This is a genomic window from Streptomyces sp. NPDC033966, assembly GCF_055575955.1.
In genome coordinates this window covers 607,411-628,226 of record NZ_JBVIRQ010000001.1, presented here as the reverse complement: position 1 = coordinate 628,226, position 20,816 = coordinate 607,411, and the positions used below count along the sequence as shown (strand labels likewise).

Annotated in this window: 23 protein-coding genes; 13 read left to right on the top strand and 10 right to left on the bottom strand. The window is 72.0% G+C overall.

What is annotated here, in order from left to right:
- Position 1: 1 nt before the first annotated feature.
- Positions 2 to 805, bottom strand: a complete 804-nt coding sequence (gene chcB, locus ACZ518_RS02890; protein WP_469111235.1) for a 2-cyclohexenylcarbonyl CoA isomerase — start codon at positions 803 to 805, stop codon at positions 2 to 4.
- A gap of 332 nt (positions 806 to 1,137) precedes the next feature.
- On the opposite strand from chcB, the gene ACZ518_RS02885 reads away from it, so the two are divergent.
- Positions 1,138 to 1,305 (top strand): DUF3117 domain-containing protein, encoded by a 168-nt coding sequence (locus ACZ518_RS02885; RefSeq protein ID WP_003966491.1) that lies wholly within the window; start codon positions 1,138 to 1,140, stop codon positions 1,303 to 1,305.
- 261 nt (positions 1,306 to 1,566) lie between these two features.
- Here ACZ518_RS02885 and ACZ518_RS02880 read toward each other — a convergent pair whose 3' ends face one another.
- Positions 1,567 to 2,229 (bottom strand): O-methyltransferase, encoded by a 663-nt coding sequence (locus ACZ518_RS02880; protein ID WP_125605621.1) that lies wholly within the window; start codon positions 2,227 to 2,229, stop codon positions 1,567 to 1,569.
- Between the two features lie 167 nt (positions 2,230 to 2,396).
- Here ACZ518_RS02880 and sigE point away from each other — a divergent pair, with 167 nt between their 5' ends.
- From sigE to ACZ518_RS02855, 5 genes are all read left to right on the top strand, one after another.
- A complete protein-coding gene (sigE, locus tag ACZ518_RS02875) occupies positions 2,397 to 3,176 on the top strand; it encodes an RNA polymerase sigma factor SigE (protein WP_125605623.1) in 780 nt (259 codons plus the stop codon).
- Complete coding sequence (locus ACZ518_RS02870; protein ID WP_469111234.1) at positions 3,173 to 3,847, top strand: anti-sigma factor family protein; 675 nt, start codon at positions 3,173 to 3,175, stop codon at positions 3,845 to 3,847. The genes sigE and ACZ518_RS02870 overlap by 4 nt, the downstream gene beginning before the upstream one ends.
- An 86-nt stretch (positions 3,848 to 3,933) precedes the next feature.
- Positions 3,934 to 5,244: a S1C family serine protease gene (locus tag ACZ518_RS02865; RefSeq protein ID WP_469111233.1), complete on the top strand. Its 1,311-nt coding sequence runs from the start codon at positions 3,934 to 3,936 to the stop codon at positions 5,242 to 5,244.
- Between the two features lie 169 nt (positions 5,245 to 5,413).
- Positions 5,414 to 5,863 carry a sec-independent translocase gene (locus ACZ518_RS02860; RefSeq protein WP_469111232.1) on the top strand — a complete coding sequence of 150 codons (450 nt, stop codon included), beginning with the start codon at positions 5,414 to 5,416 and terminating at the stop codon, positions 5,861 to 5,863.
- 136 nt (positions 5,864 to 5,999) lie between these two features.
- Positions 6,000 to 6,740, top strand: coding sequence for a hypothetical protein (locus ACZ518_RS02855; protein ID WP_469111231.1), 741 nt, complete (start codon positions 6,000 to 6,002; stop codon positions 6,738 to 6,740).
- Between the two features lie 78 nt (positions 6,741 to 6,818).
- Here the strand turns inward: ACZ518_RS02855 and ACZ518_RS02850 are convergent, their stop codons facing one another.
- The 3 genes from ACZ518_RS02850 to ACZ518_RS02840 form a co-directional block, all read right to left on the bottom strand.
- Complete coding sequence (locus ACZ518_RS02850) at positions 6,819 to 7,979, bottom strand: Mrp/NBP35 family ATP-binding protein (protein WP_469111230.1); 1,161 nt, start codon at positions 7,977 to 7,979, stop codon at positions 6,819 to 6,821.
- A 42-nt stretch (positions 7,980 to 8,021) separates the two neighbouring features.
- Positions 8,022 to 8,528, bottom strand: a complete 507-nt coding sequence (locus ACZ518_RS02845) for a DUF1003 domain-containing protein (protein WP_469111669.1) — start codon at positions 8,526 to 8,528, stop codon at positions 8,022 to 8,024.
- 166 nt (positions 8,529 to 8,694) lie between these two features.
- The gene (locus tag ACZ518_RS02840) at positions 8,695 to 9,966 is read right to left on the bottom strand and encodes a magnesium transporter MgtE N-terminal domain-containing protein (RefSeq protein WP_125602977.1); all 1,272 of its coding nucleotides are present in this window, start codon (positions 9,964 to 9,966) and stop codon (positions 8,695 to 8,697) included.
- Positions 9,967 to 10,143: 177 nt separating this feature from the next.
- Between ACZ518_RS02840 and ACZ518_RS02835 the strand changes: the two genes are divergently transcribed.
- Positions 10,144 to 10,947, top strand: a complete 804-nt coding sequence (locus ACZ518_RS02835) for a hypothetical protein (protein ID WP_469111229.1) — start codon at positions 10,144 to 10,146, stop codon at positions 10,945 to 10,947.
- Between the two features lie 17 nt (positions 10,948 to 10,964).
- Here ACZ518_RS02835 and ACZ518_RS02830 read toward each other — a convergent pair whose 3' ends face one another.
- Positions 10,965 to 11,477, bottom strand: coding sequence for a hypothetical protein (locus tag ACZ518_RS02830; RefSeq protein ID WP_469111228.1), 513 nt, complete (start codon positions 11,475 to 11,477; stop codon positions 10,965 to 10,967).
- Positions 11,478 to 11,508: 31 nt separating this feature from the next.
- The gene (locus ACZ518_RS02825) at positions 11,509 to 12,621 is read right to left on the bottom strand and encodes a magnesium and cobalt transport protein CorA (protein WP_469111227.1); all 1,113 of its coding nucleotides are present in this window, start codon (positions 12,619 to 12,621) and stop codon (positions 11,509 to 11,511) included.
- A 377-nt stretch (positions 12,622 to 12,998) separates the two neighbouring features.
- Between ACZ518_RS02825 and ACZ518_RS02820 the strand changes: the two genes are divergently transcribed.
- Together ACZ518_RS02820 and ACZ518_RS02815 are read left to right on the top strand one after the other, a co-directional pair.
- Entirely contained in the window at positions 12,999 to 13,583 is a 585-nt protein-coding gene (locus ACZ518_RS02820) for a suppressor of fused domain protein (RefSeq protein ID WP_469111226.1), read from the top strand.
- A 57-nt stretch (positions 13,584 to 13,640) separates the two neighbouring features.
- Positions 13,641 to 14,279 carry a DUF6758 family protein gene (locus ACZ518_RS02815; protein WP_469111225.1) on the top strand — a complete coding sequence of 213 codons (639 nt, stop codon included), beginning with the start codon at positions 13,641 to 13,643 and terminating at the stop codon, positions 14,277 to 14,279.
- A 567-nt stretch (positions 14,280 to 14,846) separates the two neighbouring features.
- Here ACZ518_RS02815 and ACZ518_RS02810 read toward each other — a convergent pair.
- The gene (locus ACZ518_RS02810) at positions 14,847 to 15,101 is read right to left on the bottom strand and encodes a hypothetical protein (protein ID WP_469111224.1); all 255 of its coding nucleotides are present in this window, start codon (positions 15,099 to 15,101) and stop codon (positions 14,847 to 14,849) included.
- 336 nt (positions 15,102 to 15,437) lie between these two features.
- Between ACZ518_RS02810 and ACZ518_RS02805 the strand changes: the two genes are divergently transcribed.
- The 4 genes from ACZ518_RS02805 to ACZ518_RS02790 all read left to right on the top strand — a co-directional run bounded on the left by ACZ518_RS02805 (position 15,438) and on the right by ACZ518_RS02790 (position 19,528).
- Positions 15,438 to 16,196: a GntR family transcriptional regulator gene (locus ACZ518_RS02805; RefSeq protein ID WP_469111223.1), complete on the top strand. Its 759-nt coding sequence runs from the start codon at positions 15,438 to 15,440 to the stop codon at positions 16,194 to 16,196.
- Positions 16,197 to 16,227: 31 nt separating this feature from the next.
- A complete protein-coding gene (locus ACZ518_RS02800) occupies positions 16,228 to 17,241 on the top strand; it encodes a hypothetical protein (protein WP_469111222.1) in 1,014 nt (337 codons plus the stop codon).
- A gap of 752 nt (positions 17,242 to 17,993) precedes the next feature.
- Positions 17,994 to 18,860, top strand: a complete 867-nt coding sequence (locus ACZ518_RS02795) for a PHP domain-containing protein (RefSeq protein WP_469111221.1) — start codon at positions 17,994 to 17,996, stop codon at positions 18,858 to 18,860.
- Positions 18,861 to 18,922: 62 nt separating this feature from the next.
- Positions 18,923 to 19,528: a MarC family protein gene (locus ACZ518_RS02790; protein WP_469111220.1), complete on the top strand. Its 606-nt coding sequence runs from the start codon at positions 18,923 to 18,925 to the stop codon at positions 19,526 to 19,528.
- A 71-nt stretch (positions 19,529 to 19,599) separates the two neighbouring features.
- On the opposite strand, the gene ACZ518_RS02785 is transcribed toward ACZ518_RS02790, so the two are convergent.
- Complete coding sequence (locus ACZ518_RS02785; protein WP_164495937.1) at positions 19,600 to 19,752, bottom strand: hypothetical protein; 153 nt, start codon at positions 19,750 to 19,752, stop codon at positions 19,600 to 19,602.
- A gap of 95 nt (positions 19,753 to 19,847) precedes the next feature.
- Positions 19,848 to 20,720: an alpha/beta fold hydrolase gene (locus tag ACZ518_RS02780; protein ID WP_469111219.1), complete on the bottom strand. Its 873-nt coding sequence runs from the start codon at positions 20,718 to 20,720 to the stop codon at positions 19,848 to 19,850.
- Positions 20,721 to 20,816: the final 96 nt, after the last annotated feature.

Sequence of the window (20,816 nt, the reverse complement as noted above, 5' to 3'; positions counted from 1 at the left end):
GTCAGCGGCCCAGGTACTCCGGCGGCTGCTTCGCGAGGAAGGCCTGCACGGCGATGGAGTGGTCCTCGGAGGCCCCCGCGCGGGTCTGGAGGACGTCCTCGCGCTCCAGGGCCTCGGAGAGGGTGTGCGAGGCCCCGTACGCCAGGGACTCCTTCAGGGCCGCGTAGGCCACCGTCGGGCCGGAGGCGAGGGCGCGGGCCACCTTCTCGGCCTCGGCGCGCAGCGACTCCGCGGGCACCAGCCGGTTCACGATGCCCAGCTCATAGGCCTCCTGCGCCTTGATCGAGCGGGGGAACAGCAGCAGGTCGGAGGCCCGGGAGGCGCCGATCAGCCGCGGCAGCGTCCAGGACACCCCGGAGTCGGCGGTCAGGGCGACCCCGGCGAAGGAGGTGTTGAAGGACGCGGTCTCGGCGACGACGCGGAAGTCCGCCGCGAGCGCGAACCCGAAGCCGGCCCCGGCGGCGACGCCGTTGACCGCGGCCACGACGGGCTTGGGCATCTCCGTCAGGGCCCGCACGATCGGGTTGTAGTGCTCGGAGACCGTGCTCATCGTGAGCGTCGAGCCGTTCTCGCGGTCCGCGGCGAGGTTGCCGATGTGCTCCTTGAGGTCCTGGCCCACGCAGAAGGCCCGGTCCCCGGCGGCGGTGAGCAGGACCGCCCGTACGGCGGTGTCGGCGGCCGCCGCCCGAACGGCGTCGCGCAGGGCGACCTTGGCCTCCGTGTTCATGGCGTTCATCGCGTCGGGCCGGTTGATCGTGACGGTCGCGAGTCCGTCGGTCACTTCGTAGAGCACGCTGTCGGCCATGGCGGGGGTCCCCCTTCGTCGCGGGCTTGGCTACCGGCCGGTACCGGCGGGTGCAAGGGCCAGCATGGCGGACGGGAGCGGGGGCGGGCATGTGATGTGCGTCAAACAAAGCGGAGCCCCACCCCCGGGGACGGCGGCGAAGTATCGCAGGCGGATCCCCGAAATGAGTGGTTTTGGTCGCGCGCGTTGCGCAAGCGTTCCCTTCCGATGTTGGTCATCGGGTCCTGACATGCGGGATAATGGCTGGGAAGCAATGTGTTCGATGCCGGGTACTAGGCGCCTGAACGGGGCCGTCGGCTGACGATGAGCTGGTTTCAGGAAGGGGAACGAGCATGGCGGCCATGAAGCCGCGGACGGGCGACGGCCCGCTCGAGGTCACCAAGGAGGGGCGAGGCATCGTCATGCGCGTACCGCTCGAAGGCGGCGGTCGACTTGTCGTCGAACTGACGCCGGACGAGGCGGACGCCCTGGGTGACGCCCTGAAGAAGGTCGTCGGCTGAGCCTCGGCCCTTTGATCTTGCCCCGCCCCTGCCGCCCACCGCGGCGGGGGCGGGGTTTTTTTGACGCGCCGCTCGCACGGCTCGGCGCCGGGGCGCGGGGTCTGGGTCGGAGCCCCTGGGGGTACCTCCCAGCGGTAGCTGGGGGAGGGACGGGCGAAGGGCGGGTAGGGGAACCCGCCCCGCGCAGCGGCACCGCCGCCCCCGGCCGGACCCGGACCCCGCCCGGTCAGGGCAGGGGCGCCCGGGCGCCGGCCGGCCAGGTCAGCGGCGGACGGCGCAGAGGAGCCCGTCCCCCACCGGCAGCAGCGCGGCTTCCAGCGCCGGGCTCTCCCGCACGCTGCGCAGCAGCTCGCGGACCCGGATGACCTCCACCGGCTGGGCCGCCGAGTCGACCGTACGGCCGTCGGCGAAGACGCCCTCGAAGCACACCAGGCCGCCGGGGCGGAGCAGCCGCAACGATTCCGCGAGGTAGTCGAGGGACTCGGCCGGGTCGCCGTCGCAGAAGACCAGGTCGTACCCGCCGTCGGCGAGCCGCGGCAGCACGTCCAGCGCCCGCCCCGGAATGAACCGCGCGCGGTTCCCCGCGAAGCCGGCCGCGCGGAAGGCCTGGCGGGCGAAGGCCTGCCGGTCGGGTTCGGGGTCCACCGTGGTCAGGACCCCGTCCGGCCGCATCCCGTGCAGCAGGTGGATCCCCGAGACGCCGGTCCCGGTGCCGATCTCGGCGACGGCCTTGGCGTCCGCGGTGGCGGCGAGCAGGCGCAGCGCGGCCCCGGTGCCGGGGGACACGGACCGCAGGCCCGCTTCCCTCGACCGGTCTCGGGCCCATCGCAGAGCGTCGTCCTCGGCTACGAACGCGTCGGCGAACGCCCAGCTCGTCTGCCGGTTGCCGCTAATGACCCTCTCCTGTCCCCATAGTTGGCGCAACGGTGACTGTATCCGCTGACGTCGGGAACCCGCAGATGGGACCGGGCGTTGGGAGGGTGAGAGGCGGGATAGAGGGGACGGCTGCGGGCAGATCGGCGGTCCGGACCCCGAGGTCCGTGCAAAGTTACTGCAAAAACGCTTATCCAGAGCTGACGGGAGGGGTGGCTATGGTAGGGGCTCCACTGGACACCACCAGAGCCGACAGGGGAGGTGCGGCTGCGCCTGTGGATCGTGGAGGCGTCCTCAGACGTCTCTTCTGGTCGGCGGGTGAGCCGAAATCCGTGACCTACACCGCTGACCGCTTCCACACCGCCCACACCGCGACCACCGCGACCTTTGCCGCCGATGCGGGCTCCCAGGCGTGGACCCCTCCCTCATGGGAGGAGATCGTCAGCACGCACAGTGCACGGGTCTACCGCCTCGCCTACCGCCTGACGGGCAACCAGCACGACGCCGAGGACCTGACGCAGGAGGTCTTCGTCCGCGTCTTCCGCTCGCTGTCCACCTACACGCCCGGCACCTTCGAGGGCTGGCTGCACCGCATCACCACGAACCTGTTCCTGGACATGGTCCGCCGCAAGCAGCGGATCCGCTTCGACGCGCTGGGCGACGACGCCGCCGAGCGGCTGCCGAGCCGTGAGCCGTCCCCCCAGCAGGTCCTGCACGACACGCACTTCGACGCGGACGTGCAGCAGGCGCTGGACACCCTCGCGCCCGAGTTCCGCGCCGCCGTGGTGCTCTGCGACATCGAGGGCCTGTCCTACGAGGAGATCGCCGCCACGCTCGGCGTGAAGCTCGGCACCGTCCGCAGCCGCATCCACCGGGGCCGCTCGCACCTGCGCAAGGCGCTCAAGCACCGGTCTCCCGAGTTCCGTGCCGAGCAGCGCGCGCTGGCGGGCGTGGCGGTGGGCGCCCCGGGCGCCGGGGGAGAAGGCGGAGCCGAGTGAGCGGAGCGAGTCCCTCCCCCGCCGAGCAGCACCTGGGTGACCGGCTCGCCGCCCTGGTGGACGGGGAGTTGAAGCACGACGCGCGCGAGCGGGTGCTGGCGCACCTGGCGACCTGCGCCAAGTGCAAGGCCGAGGCCGACGCGCAGCGCCGGCTGAAGACCCTGTTCGTGGAGAGCGCCCCGCCACCGCTGTCGGCCGGGCTGCTGGCCCGGCTCCAGGGGCTGCCGGGAGCGGGCCCGGACGGGCCTGCCGGGCCCGCCGGGCCGGGCGGCGGACCGGGGGCTCCGCTCGCGCCCCCGGCTCCGGGCGTCGACCCGTTCTCCTCGTTCGGGTACTCCGCTCCGGCCGCCCCGCGCGAGGGTTTCCGTATCCACGAGGTGGGCCGTCCCAGACGCCGCTTCGCCTTCGTGGCGGCGGGAGCCGTGTCGCTGGCCGCGATCGCGCTCGGCGGCTCGCTGCCGCTGGACGGGATCGAGCCGAACGCCCGGGGCGAGGCGCCCGCGACCAGGCCCGGACCCTCGGTGCCGCTGACCGACGCCTTCGTCCGCGACCGGGTCCCGACCCCCGGCGTGACGACCGGCGTGACGACCGGCCCGGTCCCGGTGGGGCAGCTGCCCACGGCGGCCTCCTCGGCCCCGGCGACGGCGCGGCCGGTCTCCCTCTCCCGCTGACCCGGGCCCCGAGGGGCCCGGGTACCTGGTTGAATCTGCGGCACACGCGCCGCCCCGCGGTGCGCCAGGCCCGCGGGGGAGCGCCCATGTCCGACAGTCAGCAGAACGGTCCGGCTCCGGCGTGGTGGAGCCGGCCCGCCGCCGTGCCGGAGCCGGGCCCGGAAGCGGACACCGGCCGGACTCCGGCGGTGCCCGCCCCGGACCAGGCCCCCGGCTCCGCTCCCGGCCCCCGCTACGACCCCTGGGCCGCCGGCCCGCTCCAGGTCGTCGACCAGGGCAGGGCGCCGCGCGGCGGGCCCGCGCTGTGGCAGCTGGCGGTCGTCGGCACCGTCATCGCCCTCCTCGCGGGCTGTGCCGGCGGCTACCTCGGCATCCTCTCCGAGCGGCGCACGAGCACCCGCCTCGAGCTCCCGCAGGCCGCCGTCGACAACAAGGGCCGGGCCCCCGACAGCGTGGCCGGCATCGCGGCGACCGCACTGCCCGGCGTGGTCACCCTGCACGTCAGCGGGGGCGGCGGCAGCGGCACCGGAACCGGGTTCGTGCTGGACGACCAGGGCCACATCCTGACCAACAACCACGTCGTCGCCGACGCCCGCGACATAACGGTCACCTTCAGCACGGGCGAGAGCGTCAACGCCGAGCTCGTCGGCCGCGACGGCGGCTACGACCTGGCCGTGGTGAAGGTCAACGGGGTCCGGGGCCTGCGCCCGCTGGCGCTCGGGAACTCCGAGAACGTCCGCGTCGGCGACCCGGTGGTGGCCATCGGGGCCCCCTTCGACCTCTCCAACACCGTCACCTCGGGCATCATCAGCGCCACCGGACGCCCCATCACCGCCGGCGGCGGCAAGCGCGACGGCAGCGACATCAGCTACGTCGACGCCCTCCAGACGGACGCCCCCATCAACCCCGGCAACTCCGGCGGCCCCCTCCTCGACTCCCGCGCCCACGTGATCGGCATCAACAGCGCCATCCGCGGTGCCGACAAGGGCGAGGACGGTGACGACCCCACCCGCCAGAGCGGCAGCATCGGCCTCGGCTTCGCCATCCCCGTCAACCAGGGCAAGCGGGTCGCCGAGGAACTCATCCGCACCGGCCGCGCCACCCACCCCGTCATCGGCGTCACCCTGGACATGGAGTACAAGGGCGACGGAGCCCGGGTCGACGCCAAGGGCGAGGACGGCAAGCCCTCCGTGGTGGCCGACGGCCCCGGCGCCCGCGCCGGGATCCGGCCTGGCGACGTGATCACCAAGGTGGACGGCGTACGCGTACACGGCGGCGACGAGCTGATCATCAAGATCAGGGCGCACCGGCCCGGCGACCGCCTCGGCCTGACCGTGCTGCGCGACGGCAAGGAGCGCACCCTGGACGTGGTCCTCGGCTCTGCGAGCGGCTCCTGAGAGGCCCCGGGGACGCCCGGGGGAGGCCCCCCGGGCAGCCGTCCGCGACACGAATACCGGATGACGCCCGGGTGAATCCGTGAACGGTCGCGCACCGGCGTAGGGGAGCGCAAGGAACGCCGGGTACCGTTGACCGGGCCGGATGTGGAGAGAGCCGAGGAGCGGCAAGGTGTTCAACGACATAGGCGCACTCGAGCTGGTCACCATCGTGGTGCTCGCCATCCTCGTCTTCGGCCCGGACAAGCTGCCGAAGGTGATCCAGGACGTCTCGGGCTTCATCCGGAAGATCCGCGCGTTCTCGGACAGCGCCAAGCAGGACATCCGCTCCGAACTGGGCCCCGAGTTCAAGGACTTCGAGTTCGAGGACCTGAACCCGAAGACCTTCATCCGCAAGCAGCTCACCGAGAACGAGGACCTCCAGGAGCTGCGCAGCAGCTTCGACCTCCGCAAGGAGCTCAACGAGGTCACCGACGCGGTCAACAGCCGGGAGACGGACGCGGGCCGGGCCCCCGCGGCGCCGTCCGTCACGCCCGCCGCCGGCACCGGCCCGGACCTGCTGAAGAAGCCCGCCGCACCGGCCGCGGAGCCCCGCACCCCCTTCGACGCCGACGCCACCTGATCCGCAGCCTGCCCGTCGATCCGGGACCGGATGGCTATCCTCCATCTGTCCGGACCGAGGACGCCCTACGGTGGGGGTCCCCCCAGCCCAGCGAGGGGGAGGGCCGTTCCGGACCCCACGGAACGAGAGGCCGCCCATGGAGACGACGAGCAGCAGCCGGGTAGGCACGCAGCCTGCCGAAGCCCCCGAAGACGCACCACCCGCGCAGCCCGAGCCCCCGGAGCATACCGGCGGCCAGGCCGCCCCCGGCCAGCCCCCGGGAGCCGCCGCGCCGGTCCCGGCGGCCCGCCGGGGGGCGGCGGGCTACCTGAGCGCCGAGTTCCCCTGGTACGGCCTGGACGGGGCCTTCACCGGCCCCCGCTGGCTGATGCAGGTCGGCACCGGCGCCGACGGCAGCGTGGAGCACGGCTCCACCGGTCACGGGGACGAGCCCTCCGCCCGGGGCGAGATCGCCACCGGCGAGAAGGACCGCTTCGCGGTGGTCATCACCGTCGCCGGGAACCCGCCGCGCCGCAGCGGAGACGGCACCGGCGTCCTGGAGGCCACCTCGGTCTCCTCGGCGGCCTGGCTGGCCGGCTCGGGGCTGCTGTCGTACAGCTGGCCGCCGCAGATGGACCACACCCGGCGCGACGACTGGCTCGACCAGCAGACGGAGGCCGCCTGGGAGCTCGCCGACGACCTCGCGGGACCGGACTGGTCGACGCTGTCGCTGCCCGTGGACGGGGAGCCGACGCCGTTCCACTACCGGGAGTCGGAGTTCGGGTGGGTGCTGGCCGGGTCCACCGGGAGCGGGGTGCACCTGGGGGCGTACGGGCGGGGGATGAGCGCGTACGGGCTGGGCTTCTCGGCCATCGCCGACCTGGGGACGTACGAGTAGGTACGGCAAAGGGCACCGCCCGGCGGCGGTGCCCTTCACGCCGCGCGGTCCCCGCGGGTGCGGGGCCGGCTCAGCGGCTCAGAACTTGTTGCGCGGCGTGATGCCCAGGCTCATGCCCGAGAGGCCACGGGCGCGGCCGCCGAGCTTGCCGGCGATCGTGCGCAGGGCCGCACCCGCCGGGGAGTCCGGGTCGGACAGGACGACCGGCTTGCCGTCGTCGCCGCCCTCGCGCAGCCGGACGTCGATCGGGATCGTGCCGAGCACGGGGACCGTCGCGCCGACCGTCTTGGTCAGGCCGTCGGCGACCTTCTGGCCGCCGCCCGAGCCGAACACGTCCACCATCTCGTCGCAGTGCGGGCACGGCAGGCCCGACATGTTCTCGACGACGCCCACGATCTTCTGGTGCGTCTGCACCGCGATCGAGCCGGCCCGCTCCGCGACCTCCGCCGCGGCCTGCTGCGGGGTGGTCACGACCAGGATCTCGGCGTTCGGCACCAGCTGCGCCACGGAGATCGCGATGTCGCCGGTGCCCGGCGGCAGGTCCAGCAGCAGCACGTCCAGGTCGCCCCAGAACACGTCCGCCAGGAACTGCTGGAGCGCTCGGTGCAGCATCGGGCCGCGCCACACCACCGGGGCGTTGCCCGGGGTGAACATGCCGATGGAGATGACCTTCACGCCGTTCGCGGACGGCGGCATGATCATGTTCTCGACCTGGGTGGGCTTGCCTTCCACACCGAGCATCCGCGGCACGCTGTGCCCGTAGATGTCCGCGTCGACCACGCCGACCTTCAGGCCGTCGGCCGCCATCGCCGCGGCCAGGTTGACCGTCACGGAGGACTTGCCGACGCCGCCCTTGCCGGAGGCCACCGCGTAGACGCGGGTCAGCGACCCCGGCTTGGCGAACGGCACCTCGCGCTCGGCGGTGCCGCCGCGCAGGGTGGCCGCCAGCTCCTTGCGCTGCTCGTCGCTCATCACGTCCAGGGAGACGGCGACGGAGGTGACGCCCGCGACCTTCTCGACGGCCTCGGTGACGTTCTTGGTGATGGTCTCGCGCATGGGACAGCCCGACACCGTGAGGTAGACCGTGACGGCGACGGCGCCGCCCTCGCCGATCTCCACCGATTTGACCATGCCGAGCTCGGTGATCGGCCGGTGGATCTCGGGGTCGTTGACCGTCGCCAGCGCGTCCAGGATCGCGTCCTGCTCCGGCACGGCGGCGGAGGGTGTCTCGGTAGCCATGCCCCGATGGTACGGCTCGGTAGCAGGGCTCAGGTAAGCCGATCAGCGGTCGCCTTCGTCACTTTCACCGGGGAACAGCCGCCGCTCGTCCATCTCCTTGATCAGGTCCTGGAACTCCGAGCGGATCCAGTCGCGCGTGGCGACCTCGCCCAGGCCCATCCGCAGCGCCGCGATCTCCCGGGTCAGGTACTCCGTGTCCGCGATGGAGCGCTCGTTCTGCTTGCGGTCCTGCTCGTGGGTCACCCGGTCCCGGTCGTCCTGCCGGTTCTGCGCGAGCAGGATCAGCGGGGCCGCGTACGAGGCCTGGAGGGACAGCATCAGCGTCAGGAAGATGAACGGGTACTGGTCGAAGCGCAGGTGGTCGGGGGCGAAGATGTTCCACAGCACCCACACCACGATGACCAGGGTCATCCAGACGATGAACCGGCCCGTGCCGAGGAACCGCGCCACCCGTTCCGACAGCCGCCCGAAGGCCTCCGGGTCGTACTCGGGCAGCAGCTTGCGGCGGTCCGGGCGCGGCTGGTCCAGCCGTACGCGCGACCGCGTCAGCGCGCTCGCCCCCGCGGGCGCCGCGCTCCTCGCCCGTTCGGCGGAACGTTCCGTCCGCTCGTTGCGGAGCCGCTCGGCGGCCTCCTCCAGGCGCTCCGAGAGCCCCTCCCGGGCCTGCTCGCGCCTCTCCCGGCGCCGCTCGCGCGCCGCATCGCCGCGCCCGCGCTCAGTGCCCACGCAGGGCCTCCTCGGAGTGGAAGTCCGTCTCCCGCCAGTCGTCGGGCAGCAGGTGGTCCAGTACGTCGTCCACGGTGACCGCGCCCAGCAGCGAGCCGCTCTCGTCGACGACCGGCGCCGCGACCATGTTGTACGCGGCCAGGTAGCTGGTCACCGCCGGCAGCGAGGCGTCCGGGCGCAGCGGCGGCAGGTCCGCGTCCACCAGCGAGCTGACCAGGGTGAACGGGGGGTCCCGCAGCAGCCGCTGGAAGTGCACCGTCCCCAGGTACTTGCCCGTCGGCGTCTCGTCCGGCGGCCGGCAGACGTAGACCTGCGCGGCCAGCGCCGGCGACAGGTCCGACTTGCGTACGCGGGCCAGCGCGTCCGCGACGGTGGCGTCCGGGCGCAGCACGATCGGCTCGGTGGTCATCAGACCGCCCGCGGTGTTCTCCTCGTACGACAGCAGGCGCCGCACGTCCGCCGCGTCGTCCGGCTGCATCAGCGTCAGCAGCCGCTCCTTCTCCTCCTCCGGCAGCTCGGAGAGCAGGTCGGCCGCGTCGTCGGGGTCCATGGCCTCCAGGACGTCGGCGGCGCGCTCCTCCTTCAGCTTGCCGAGGATCTCCACCTGGTCGTCCTCGGGCAGCTCCTCCAGGACGTCCGCGAGCCGGTCGTCGTCGAGGGCGTTGGCCACCTCGGCGCGCCGCTTCGGCGTCAGGTGGTGCAGGACGTTCGCCAGGTCCGCCGGGCGCATCTGTTCGAAGGTCGCGACCAGGCTCTCGGCGCCCTGGCCCTCCTCCTCCAGGGAGAACCCGGTGACCGCCGACCACTCCACGGTCAGCGTCTCACCGCGCCGGCGCAGCGCGCCGCCCTTGCCCTTGCGCACGAAGATCCGGTCGATCTCCCAGTCCCGGCGGGCCGGCAGCTGCTGGATGGCCACGTCCAGGACGGTGACCTCCTCACCGCCGTCCACGAGCCGCACCCGCCGGTCCAGCAGCTCGCCGAGGACCAGCCGCTCGGTGGGGCGCTGCTCGAAACGCCGCATGTTGACGACACCGGTGGTGATGACCTGGCCCGACTCCACGCCCGTCACCCGGGTCATGGGCAGGAAGATCCGCCGCCGGCTGACCACCTCGACGACCAGGCCCAGCAGCCGGGGCGGGCGGCCGCCGACCCGCAGCATCGCGACGAGGTCGCGGACGCGGCCGACCTGGTCGCCGTTGGGGTCGAAGACGGGCACACCCGACAGATGCGAGACGAAGATCCGCGGGGCGCCTGCAGCCATCCGTGCGCCTCCTAGAGCGTCCATCAACAGTCGTGCCGTGCCTCAGGCTAGCCCGTGGCGGGGGAAGGCGTCCTGGTGGGGCCGTCCGGCCGGGGTGTGTCCGGGGGTCCGGCGGGGCCGCGCCCCCGGCCGGGTACGCTGCCTGCTGCCGCAGACCCCGACGGAAGGCCCGCGCCCGTGACCGCCCACACCCCCGCCGTACGGCTGCGCCGGGCCGCCTTCATCGGTGCCCTCTGCGCGGGCCTCGCCGTCGCCGGGACGGGCTGCGCCGAGAAGAAGGACCCGGACAAGGGCACGAACGGCGTCGGCAAGCTCGCCGCCGACAAGATCGAGGGCCAGGCGAAGGCCGCCGCGACCGCCGCGAACTCGGTCCACCTGGCGGGCACGCTCGTCACCGGCGGCAAGACCTTCACCCTCGACATGCGGCTGAAGGCCGACGGCGGCTCCGGCGAGGTGAAGTCGGCCGAGGACACCTTCCAGCTGCTGCGCGTCGGCGAACAGCTGTACCTGAAGGCCAGCGCCGCCTTCTGGGGCAAGTCGGACTCGGCGGGCAAGCTCGGCGACAAGTTCGTGAAGGTGCCCGAGGCCGACCCCTCTTACAAGCAGTTCCGCGGGTTCACCGACATGCACGTCCTGCTGGACGGGCTGCTGGGCCTCCAGGGCAAGCTCACCAAGGGCGCCTACACCACCGTCGGAGCCACCCGCGCGGTCCCCGTCTCGGGGGACGCGGGCAAGGGCGGCAAGCTGTCGGTGTCCCTGGAGGGGACCCCGTACCCGCTGCTGATGGAGCGCGCGGGCGGCGCCGGCCGGGTGGAGCTGTCCGAATGGGGCAAGCCCTTCCCGCTGGAGGCGCCCGCGCAGGACCAGACCGTGGACTACGGCAGCCAGCTGCCCACCACCAAGGACGGCAAGGGCACCGCCCCCACCGCCTCCCCGGCGCCCTCGAAGTCCTCCGGCCAGGGCTCCGACCCCAAGGGCTGAGCCCCGAAGGACACGGCCTAGCGCTTGGCCCTCTTCCGCTTCAGCAGCAGCTTCGGCAGGCCCGCCGGGATCGGCCTGCGGGTGACGGCCGGGGAGCCCACCGGCCGCGCGGCCAGCGAACCGTCCGGCAGCGCGTCGGCCACCGCCACCGGCTCCAGGCGCAGCAGCCGGCACTCACGGGCCCAGCGCTCCGTCATCTGCTCCGAGTCGGGCGCGTTCAGCCGCTTGCCCTTCAGCTCGGCGACGGCCGCCTCCCAGGAATCGCTGCCGGGCACGAGCTCCCGTACGGCCGCGGTCCAGGCCACGAGCCGGCCGCCCTTGTCCTTGCTGCGCACGGTCACCTCCGCCGAGGTGCCGTCGGTGAGGCCGGGGAAGGGCTGCTCACCGGGGCCGTCGCCGAGCACGTGCGCGGCGCCGTCCACCCAGGCGTGCCACAGGGCCCGGTCGGCACCGGTGCCGCGGACCCAGATCAGGCCGGACTTCTTGGAGGCCTCCTCGACGAGGGCCAGGTCGAGCGCGCTGAGAGTCATGCGCACAGCGTAGGCGGTGCGCTCCCCGCGGCTACAGCCAGCCGTTACGCCGAAGGGTGCGGTGGATGGCGAAACAGCTCCCGACGATGGCGGCCATCACCAGGGGATAGCCGTACTTCCAGTGCAGCTCCGGCATGTGGTCGAAGTTCATCCCGTACACACCGCAGATCATCGTCGGCACGGCGATGATCGCCGCCCAGGAGGTGATCTTGCGCATGTCCTCGTTCTGCGCGACCGAGGCCTGCGCGAGGTTCGCCTGGAGGATCGAGTTCAGCAGCTCGTCGAAGCCGATGACCTGCTCGTGCACCCGTGCCAGGTGGTCGGCCACGTCCCGGAAGTACTTCTGGATGTCCGGGTCCACCAGCCGCATCGGCCGCTCGCTCAGCAGCTCCATCGGCCGCAGCAGCGGAGACACCGCCCGCTTGAACTCCAGCACCTCCCGCTTGAGCTGGTAGATGCGGCCCGCGTCACCGCCCCGGGCGACACCCTTGGCGGGGGCGGCGAAGACCGCGCTCTCCACCTCGTCGATGTCGTCCTGCACCGCCGCCGCGACCGCGATGTACCCGTCGACCACGTGGTCGGCGATCGAGTGCAGCACCGCCGAGGGGCCCCGCGACAGCAGCTCCGGGTCGTCCTGGAGGCGGTGGCGCAGACTCCGCAGGGAGCCCTGGCCGCCGTGCCGGACGGTGATGACGAAGTCGGGGCCCGTGAAGCACATCACCTCGCCGGTCTCCACCACCTCGCTGGTCGCGGTGAGTTCGGCGTGCTCCACGTAGTGGATCGTCTTGAACACGGTGAACAGCGTCTCGTCGTACCGCTCCAGCTTCGGCCGCTGGTGCGCGTGCACCGCGTCCTCCACGGCCAGCGGGTGCAGCCCGAACGTGGCGGCGATACCGGCGAACTCGTCGTGGGTGGGCTCGTGCAGCCCGATCCAGGCGAAGCCGCCGTCCTCGCGCACCCGGCGCAGGGCCTCACGCGGCGTCAGACGGTCCCCCTGCGCGCGCCGGCCGTCGCGGTACACGGCGCAGTCGACCACCGCACTGCTGGCGGAGGGGTCGCGGGTGGTGTCGTAGCCGGGCTGTACGGGAGTGGACTTGCGCAGTGCCGGACGGACGGCGGCACGGAGGTAGGGCAGCATCGACATGGCAGGCTCCTTCTCGCGCACGGCTGCGGACCGTACGGGTGGGAGGCCCTCTGCGGACCGGAGGCGGGCAGCCCGGGACCGGCCGAGGGAAACAGGACGGGAGGACAAAGTTCTGCCGTCGCTCTTCTGCTGATCAGAAGATCAAAGGTGGCTGGAGCCGCCCTTGACGGACGCCGAAGAGCGATTGGTACTGCACGATCGACTTCGGTCCATCGCAGCCCCACCTCCTCCGGCCGGTCCCCCGTGGGGGACGTCCTGTCGCCGGAGCCCTGAAACAACTCTTCTGAGTGCGGCCCCGACCAGCTGTCAACACTATCAGCCGACGGATGGTCAAGACCCGCCCTTTACCCGGCGGATACGAGTTCTATGCTCGCTTCATGGCAGAAATTCTGGCCCTCGTCGAAGCCCGGCTGCGCAGCACGCTCGGCGAACCCGACGCCCGCGCCTCCGTCACCTTCCTGGGCACCGACCGCATCGAGGTCCTCCGCTTCGCCGACGGCGACCTCGTCCGGTACGCGACCCTCGGCATGTCCGCCCACCCGATGACCGACCCCACCGCCGTCGTCGCCGACCCGGTGCGCGGCCCGCGCGCCGAACTGGTGCTGACCGTACGGGCGGGCCGCGCGCCCACCGACAAGGTGCTGCGGCCGCTGGCGGTACTGGCGGCCTCCCCGATGGTCGAGGGGCTCATCGTGGCCCCCGGCGCCTCGCTGGACGTCGGCGAACCACTGTGGGACGGCGCCCCGTTCAGCTCCGTACTCGTCGCCGAGCCCGGCGGACTCGTCGAGGACCTGGAGCTCGACGAGCCCATGGACCCCGTCCGCTTCCTGCCGCTGCTCCCCATGACGGCGAACGAGGCCGCCTGGAAGCGGGTGCACGGAGCCGCCGCGCTCCAGGAGCGCTGGCTCGCGCGCGGCACGGATCTGCGGGACCCTCTGCGTACGGCCGTCGCACTGGACTGAGCCCGGACGGGTGATCGCGTCTTGACGACGCCCCGGGCGGGGAGGAGCGTGCTTCTTATGAGGGGCGAACCGAGTTGCCCGAAGTGCGGTGGCCGGGTCCGCGCGCCCGGCCTCTTCTCCGACTCCTGGCAGTGCGCGGTGCACGGCGCCGTCCACCCGCTACAGCCTGTGATCCCGCCCAGCGTCGAAGGGCTGGAGGTCGTCGTCAACCGGGCGAAAGTGCCCGTGTGGATGCCGTGGCCGCTGCCGGTCGGCTGGCTGTTCACCGGCGTGGCGAGCGCCGGTGACGACCGCAGCGGCGGCCGCGCCACCGCCGTGGCCTGCACCGGCCCGGGGCCGCTCGGCGGCCTCGGGGAGCTGCTGCTGATCGCGGAGGAGCTCGGCGTCGGCCTGGGCTCCCGCTTCGCCGGCATCGACGCCCCCGACCCGGGCCCCTACATCGACGTCTCCGCCCCGCCGCACGCCAAGGTCGTCGCCGCGGGCCGCCCCACCCCCCTGTGGCACGTCAAGGGCGCCCCGGACGACCGCGCCGTCTTCGCGGGAGAGGCCCGCGGCCTGTGGCTGTGGGCCATCGTCTGGCCCGAACAGACGGGCCTCCTGATGTACGACGAGCTGGTACTGACGGACCTCCGCGACGCGGGCTCCGAGGTCGAGCTCCTGCCCTGCGGGGCGCTGAGCCCGCGGATCCTGGGGTAGGGGCGTACGGATCTTCGCGGCGGGCCCGCTATCTCCCCCTCGAGGGGTGGGGGCCGGGCGGTGTTTGCCCACCCGCCTCCGGGTGCGGGTCCGGGGTCCGGGGGTCCGTACCCCCTCGGGCGGTCTCGCAGCCGGTTTGGGGGTTTCCCGTCAGTCCCATCGTCCTTCCGTGTCGGGCCGGTCCCTCAAGGGCGCTCCCTTCGGTCGCGTCACTTCGTGATCGCCTTCGGCGACCCTTGACCGACCGTCCCGCCCCGGAAAGCCGAAAGACTGCCGGGAAGCCCCCAAAAGAACGGCACGGTCCATGGTTGGACGGACGGGTCCGTCAGGGATGAGGCGAGGGGGCGGGCGTGGGCCGGCCGGGCATCCGGGCCCTCAAGAGCCGAGAATCCGAGCCGGGGCGCGACTAGGCGCACGAGAGGTTGATCAGAGCGACCTACGGAGCCCCCAGGCGCGCCAGATCGCTACGCGCTCCTCATATCTCAGCGTCCGACGACCGTCCGGGGCTGATACCCGCACCAGAGGTTGATCAGGGCAGCGTGGGAAGCACATGGGCGCGACGGATCGCTACGCGCTTCTCTGATCTCGGCGGCCGGCGGCCGTCTGGGGCTGGTCTGGGGCGGGTTCGACGTTGGTGGCGGCCGTGGTGAACTCGCGACCGGAGGCGCCCCGGATGTAGGCGAGCTCCATCCAGCGCTCGATGCCGGTGTCCGAGACGTTCTCGTTGATCACGGCCATCAGCTCGCCCTCGACGCCTGACGCGATGTCGCGGACGCGTTGGCGGAGGAGCCGGTGCGGCACGTACTCGTAGCACTCACTCATCGGACGCCGCCTCGAACGTGTTGAGGAAGCGCTCCCAGCCGACTTGGGCACGGTTCAAGAGGTCCTCGCTGAGGTCTCCAACTCGGGCCCCCGTTCGACAAGGGCAGCGATGGGCGACAGCTTCAGATCGTTCCGTATTGACGGATGTCAGGCACATACGGGTGCACCCCTCAGTTGTGCGCCGAACCGGCAGCATCTCTAGAGATGTTTTCACTGAAGCCGATCCTGCCCCTTCCGTCAAGGCTTCTCTAGAGATCTTCGCCCGCAAGGCTGATGCGTGCAGTGCTCTACCTCTGGCCCTAGGGTGTCTAGAGAAGAGAAGGAGTGATCGTTTCGATGAGCAGCCAGGGCGGCACTCGCCAGCCGAAGTACCAGCGGATTGCTGACGCGCTGAGGGCGGCGATCCGGTCGGGCGAGTACGGCCCGGGCGACCGTTTGCCGGGCGAGAACGACCTCATGGCCACCTACGAGGTCGCGCGGATGACCGCACGCCAGGCCCTCGGCGTGCTTCAGAACGAAGGCCTCGCGGAAGCGCGGAAGGGCGCCGGCGTCTTCGTCCGAGCTTTCAGGCCCCTGCGGCGGCACGGCATCCAGCGTCTCGCGCAGGAGCAGTGGGGTTCGGGGCGCTCCATCTGGTCGACGGACAGCGAAGGCCGAGAGGTCGTCGTCGATCAGGTCGAGGTACATGAAGAGCCGGCAAGCGACACGATTGCCGCAGCTCTCGGCCTGCCGGACGAGTCTCCGGTCTGGGTGCGCAGCCGCCGGTTCGTGCTGGACGGCAAGCCGGTGCTCTTCGCGACGTCGTATCTGCCGTCAAGCGTCGTGGCCGACTCCGCCATCACCCGATCCGACACCGGGCCTGGTGGGACATACGCAAGGCTGGCCGAGCTGGGCCATAAGCCCGTTCACTTCCGTGAGGAGGTTCGGTGCCGTATGCCGTCCGCCGGCGAGGCCGAATGTCTCGCCCTCTCCATGGGGACACCCGTCATCCAGATCGTCCGCACCGCTTACGCCGAGGACGGCCGGGCGGTTGAGGTCAACGAGATGACTCTGGACTCCGCTTCCTACGTCCTGGAGTACGACTTCGACGCCTAGGGCTGTCTGCGGCATCAACTAGGGTGCGCGGATGCTATTCGGACGTAGGCGGTTTCCCGCCATCATCGGGGCCTTCGAGGCAGCCATAGGTGCTCAGGACGCCGACGCGGCGGAGCGTGCCTTCGAGCGGCTGACGCACGGTTTCGGCAAGGCGGCGGACGCCGACCTGCAGGCGGCGGGGCCTCGGCTCGCCGCGCTGCTCGGGCAGGTGCCGCCCGGGCCGCGAGCAGCCGTGGCCGTGCTGAGTGGCGCATGTGTCGAGCGGGGGGCCGACCCGTTGGCCTGTGCTCCCGCCGTGTTCGCGGGCGCCCGGGACGCCTTCGAGCAGGCCGCCGTCTTCTGCGAGCGGTGGGCGGCTCTGGGTAGGGGCGAGCTACCCGACCACGAGGGCGAGGGCCTGGAGGAGGCCGACTTCGAGCGGATCGGCTTCGAGCCCGTCATGGCCTGGCAGTCGCTCCCGCAGTTCGAGATGGCCTGTGTGGCCATGCTCAATTCCTCCCAGGTACGCCGAGAGGTCCCCGGCCGCGAGGAGTTGGCGGCCGCCGTCGCGCGGGTGGCGGAGCTGTCGGGTGAGCCGTTCAAGTGTCTTGCGTACGCAGTCGCCGTCCTCGACGACGAGCCGCTCGTCGTACTCGATCGCGTCACGGGCACCGGCTTCGCGCTGCGCGCCTCCGGCATCGGCGACAACTTCCAACTGCACACACTCCTTGCCGACGCCCTGATCGGCCGTGGCCTCGTGGAGGGTCAGGCGCCATCGGATGAGGCAGTCGCCTGCTGCCGTGACCAGGCGGGGATGGTGCCGACCACCGGATCCTTCAACCTGGTCGGCGCCGACGGCGAGTGGATATGGAACGAGGGCAAACCGGCGGACATCCCCGTCGTGGACGGCGTCCGGCTCGTGGTCCTCGATCCGCCCACGTATCAGAGGAACTGGCCCGCCGGCCGCTTCTTCCCCGGGATGACCGGCGAGGTCGTCTACGACCGCGTCCTTGAGCCGGAGGAGTCGGCCGCTCTGCTCGCCCGAGTGTCCGCTCCCATCCGCTGACGCGGGAAGCGGACATGACCAGCCCCGGACGGCCGTCAGTCGCCGAGACCGGAGAAGCGCGTAGCGATCCGACGCGCCCACCCGCTTCCTCGGCTGCTCTGATCAACCTCTGGTGCGGGTATCAGCCCAAGACGGCCGTCAGTCGCCGAGATCAGGGGAGCGCGTAGCGATCCGACGCGCCCATGCGTCACCCGCGCTGCTCTGTTCGTCCTCTGGTGCGGGTATCAGCCACAGACGGCCGCCGGACGCTGAGATGACAGGAGCGCGTAGCGATCTGGGGCGCTCGGGTGCTCCGGAGGTCGCTCTGATCAACCTCTCGTGCGCATAGCCGCACCTCGCCCCGGAATCCGGCATCCAGGGGCCCGGATGCCCGGCCGGCCGAGGCCCGGCCCCGTCGCCTCATCGCTGACGGACCCGCCCCTCTCCTCCTGCCCCGTGACCGTTCTTTTGGGGGCTTCCCGTCAGTCTTTCGGCTTTCCGGGGCGGGTCGGTCGGTCAAGGGTCGCCGAAGGCGATCACGAAGTGACGCGACGAAGGAGCGCCCTTGACAGGCCGGCACGACACGGAAGGACGATGGGACTGACGGGAAACCCCCAAACCGGCTGCGAGACCGCCCCGCCGAAACCCCACCCCCACCCCACCCACCCGCACCCCGGGGGCGCGTGGGCACCCCCCGCCCGGCGGGACGGTTCCGCGCCCTGTGGGCGGTACCCTGGAGTGTCCCCCGTCCGCGTGAACCCTGGAGTCCGGCTGTGCGCATCGACCTGCACGCGCACTCCACCGCTTCGGACGGCACCGACACCCCCGCCGAGCTGGTGCGCAATGCCGCCGCGGCCGGGCTGGACGTGGTCGCGCTGACCGACCACGACACCGTCGGGGGATACGCCGAGGCGATCGCCGCCCTGCCCGCCGGGCTGACGCTGGTCACCGGGGCCGAGCTGTCCTGCCGTCTCGACGGCGTCGGGATGCACATGCTGGCGTACCTGTTCGACCCGGAAGAGCCCGAACTCGCCCGTGAGCGGGAGCTCGTGCGGGACGACCGGACCCCCCGCGCGCAGTCCATGGTGGGCAAGCTCCAGGCGCTGGGCGTGGACGTCACCTGGGAGCAGGTGGCCCGGATCGCGGGGAACGGCTCGGTCGGCCGCCCGCACATCGCGACCGCGATGGTTGAGCTGGGGGTCGTCCCCACCGTGTCCGACGCGTTCACCGCGGACTGGCTCGCCGACGGCGGCCGCGCGTACGCCGAGAAGCACGAGCTCGACCCCTTCGACGCCATCCGCCTGGTCAAGGCGGCCGGCGGGGTCACCGTGTTCGCGCACCCCGCCGCCGTCAAGCGCGGCGAGTGCGTGCCTGAGTCCGCGATAGCCGCGCTCGCGGCCGCCGGCCTCGACGGCATCGAGGTGGACCACATGGACCACGACACCGCCACCCGCGCCCGGTTGCGCGGACTGGCCGGGGACCTCGGTCTGCTGACGACCGGCTCCAGCGACTACCACGGCAGCCGCAAGACCTGTCGTCTCGGGGAGTACACGACCGACCCCGAGATCTACGGCGAGATCACGCGTCGCGCGGCGGGGGCCTTCCCCGTGCCCGGCGCCGGTGGAGACGCCCGCGCGTAAGCGCCGCGCCCACACGTCCCCCTCCCGCTTTTTGGTAACACCCCTCACTGCAAGGCATCACTGTGTTTGATTTCGCCGTCTTCGGATCCCTTTTTCTCACGCTTTTTGTGATTATGGACCCCCCGGGGATCACGCCGATCTTCCTCGCCCTGACCTCCGGCCGTCCCGCGAAGGTCCAGCGCCGCATGGCCTGGCAGGCCGTCTGCGTGGCCTTCGGGGTCATCGCCGTCTTCGGTCTCTGCGGCCAGCAGATCCTGGACTACCTGCACGTCTCCGTCCCGGCGCTGATGATCGCCGGTGGTCTGCTGCTCCTGCTGATCGCGCTCGACCTGCTCACCGGCAAGACCGATGAGCCCAAGCAGACCAAGGACGTGAACGTCGCGCTCGTCCCGCTGGGCATGCCGCTGCTGGCCGGCCCCGGTGCGATCGTGTCCGTCATCCTGGCCGTGCAGAAGGCCGACGGGTTCGGCGGCCAGGTCTCCGTCTGGACCGCGATCGCCGCCATGCACGTCGTGCTGTGGCTGACGATGCGCTACTCGCTGGTGATCATCCGGGTCATCAAGGACGGCGGCGTCGTCCTGGTCACCCGCCTCGCCGGCATGATGCTGTCGGCCATCGCCGTCCAGCAGATCATCAACGGCGTGCTCCAGGTCGTCCGCGGCGCCTGACCGCTCCGCTCCCCCCGCCTGGACATGCGAACGCCCCCGCACCGGATCGGTGCGGGGGCGTTCGGAAATCGTCAGGAGGACGCACTCTCGGCCGGTCGGATCAGGATGCGCTGGCCGATGGCGGCCGCCTGCTGCACGATCCGGTTGACGGAGGCCGCGTCCACGACGGTGCTGTCCACGGCGCTTCCGTCGACATCGTCCAGGCGCAGAATCTCGAAGCGCACGGCTTCTCCCTTCGTCGGTGTTCTCCTTGCACAGGGGTCAACAGGGACCGCGTGAGAAACATTCCCTACGCTAAGGAAATTTTTTCCTTAGCTAACTACCGACCACTAAAGGGCTGCCAGAAGTTCACTAGGGCACCCGCTGTGACCTGCGGGTTCTCCGCGTTGGGGGAGTGCTCGGCGCCTTCCACCACCACCCGGGAAGCAGCCAGACGGACGGCCATCTCGTCCATCAGCGGCACCGGCCATGCGTAGTCGACCACTCCGGACAGGACCAGCTTCGGCAGCGGCACCGCCGCCAGCTCCGGCACCCGGTCGGGCTCCGAGATCAGCACCCGCCCGGTGGTGATCAGCTGCTCCGGAACGGTGCCCAGCCAGCGCTCGTGCAGGAACGCCGCCAGCTCGGGGGAGTCCGGCTCCGCGTCCACCGGGTCCTGGGCCCGCATCGCCGCCCACACCGTCTCCATGCAGGTGGCGGGCGCGGTGTCCCGCAGCTCCTCCAGGGCCATGACCAGCAGCTTCGTACGGGCCTGCTGCTCCTCCGCGATGGCGGCGGGCCCGCTGCTCATCAGGGTGAGGGAGGCGAAGGGGGAGGCGTCGCGCAGCACCGCGGCGCGCGCCACCAGGCCGCCGAGGGAGTGCCCGACCAGGTGCAGCGGGCCGGAGCCCAGCGCCGCGGCCTGGGCCAGCACGTCGAGGGCCAGCTCCTGGAGTTCGTACGCGGCCTCCTCGTGCGGGCCGGGGGTCTCGTACTGGCCGCGCCCGTCGACGGCGACCACCCGGTAGCCGGCGGCGGCGAGCGGCTCCAGCAGGGCGATGAAGTCCTCCTTGCTGCCCGTGAACCCGGGGACCAGCAGGGCCGTTCCGCGTACGGGCTCACCCGCCTCGTGCACGGCGAACTCACCGCGGGCGGTGGTCAGGCGGTACGCGCGGGCGACGGACGGCAGGGTGAGGCGCGGCGGCTTGCTCATGGCCCGAGGTTACCGGTCCGTAGCGGGCGTCCGGGCAAGGGAACGGCCCCGGCCCCCTCGAAAGGGGACCGGGGCCGTTCTACGGGCGTGCGCCCG

Excerpts from the sequence above, each read along its gene's own strand:
- ACZ518_RS02830 (WP_469111228.1), bottom strand. The coding sequence starts at position 11,477 with ATGACTCTCAGCGCGCTCGACCTGGCCCTCGTCGAGGAGGCCTCCAAG.
- ACZ518_RS02885 (WP_003966491.1), top strand. The coding sequence starts at position 1,138 with ATGGCGGCCATGAAGCCGCGGACGGGCGACGGCCCGCTCGAGGTCACC.
- ACZ518_RS02810 (WP_469111224.1), bottom strand. The coding sequence starts at position 15,101 with ATGAGTGAGTGCTACGAGTACGTGCCGCACCGGCTCCTCCGCCAACGC.
- ACZ518_RS02865 (WP_469111233.1), top strand. The coding sequence starts at position 3,934 with ATGTCCGACAGTCAGCAGAACGGTCCGGCTCCGGCGTGGTGGAGCCGG.
- ACZ518_RS02815 (WP_469111225.1), top strand. The coding sequence starts at position 13,641 with ATGAGGGGCGAACCGAGTTGCCCGAAGTGCGGTGGCCGGGTCCGCGCG.
- sigE (WP_125605623.1), top strand. The coding sequence starts at position 2,397 with ATGGTAGGGGCTCCACTGGACACCACCAGAGCCGACAGGGGAGGTGCG.
- ACZ518_RS02840 (WP_125602977.1), bottom strand. The coding sequence starts at position 9,966 with ATGGCTGCAGGCGCCCCGCGGATCTTCGTCTCGCATCTGTCGGGTGTG.
- ACZ518_RS02850 (WP_469111230.1), bottom strand. The coding sequence starts at position 7,979 with ATGGCTACCGAGACACCCTCCGCCGCCGTGCCGGAGCAGGACGCGATC.
- chcB (WP_469111235.1), bottom strand. The coding sequence starts at position 805 with ATGGCCGACAGCGTGCTCTACGAAGTGACCGACGGACTCGCGACCGTC.
- ACZ518_RS02825 (WP_469111227.1), bottom strand. The coding sequence starts at position 12,621 with ATGTCGATGCTGCCCTACCTCCGTGCCGCCGTCCGTCCGGCACTGCGC.
- ACZ518_RS02805 (WP_469111223.1), top strand. The coding sequence starts at position 15,438 with ATGAGCAGCCAGGGCGGCACTCGCCAGCCGAAGTACCAGCGGATTGCT.
- ACZ518_RS02800 (WP_469111222.1), top strand. The coding sequence starts at position 16,228 with ATGCTATTCGGACGTAGGCGGTTTCCCGCCATCATCGGGGCCTTCGAG.
- ACZ518_RS02855 (WP_469111231.1), top strand. The coding sequence starts at position 6,000 with ATGGAGACGACGAGCAGCAGCCGGGTAGGCACGCAGCCTGCCGAAGCC.
- ACZ518_RS02780 (WP_469111219.1), bottom strand. The coding sequence starts at position 20,720 with ATGAGCAAGCCGCCGCGCCTCACCCTGCCGTCCGTCGCCCGCGCGTAC.
- ACZ518_RS02820 (WP_469111226.1), top strand. The coding sequence starts at position 12,999 with ATGGCAGAAATTCTGGCCCTCGTCGAAGCCCGGCTGCGCAGCACGCTC.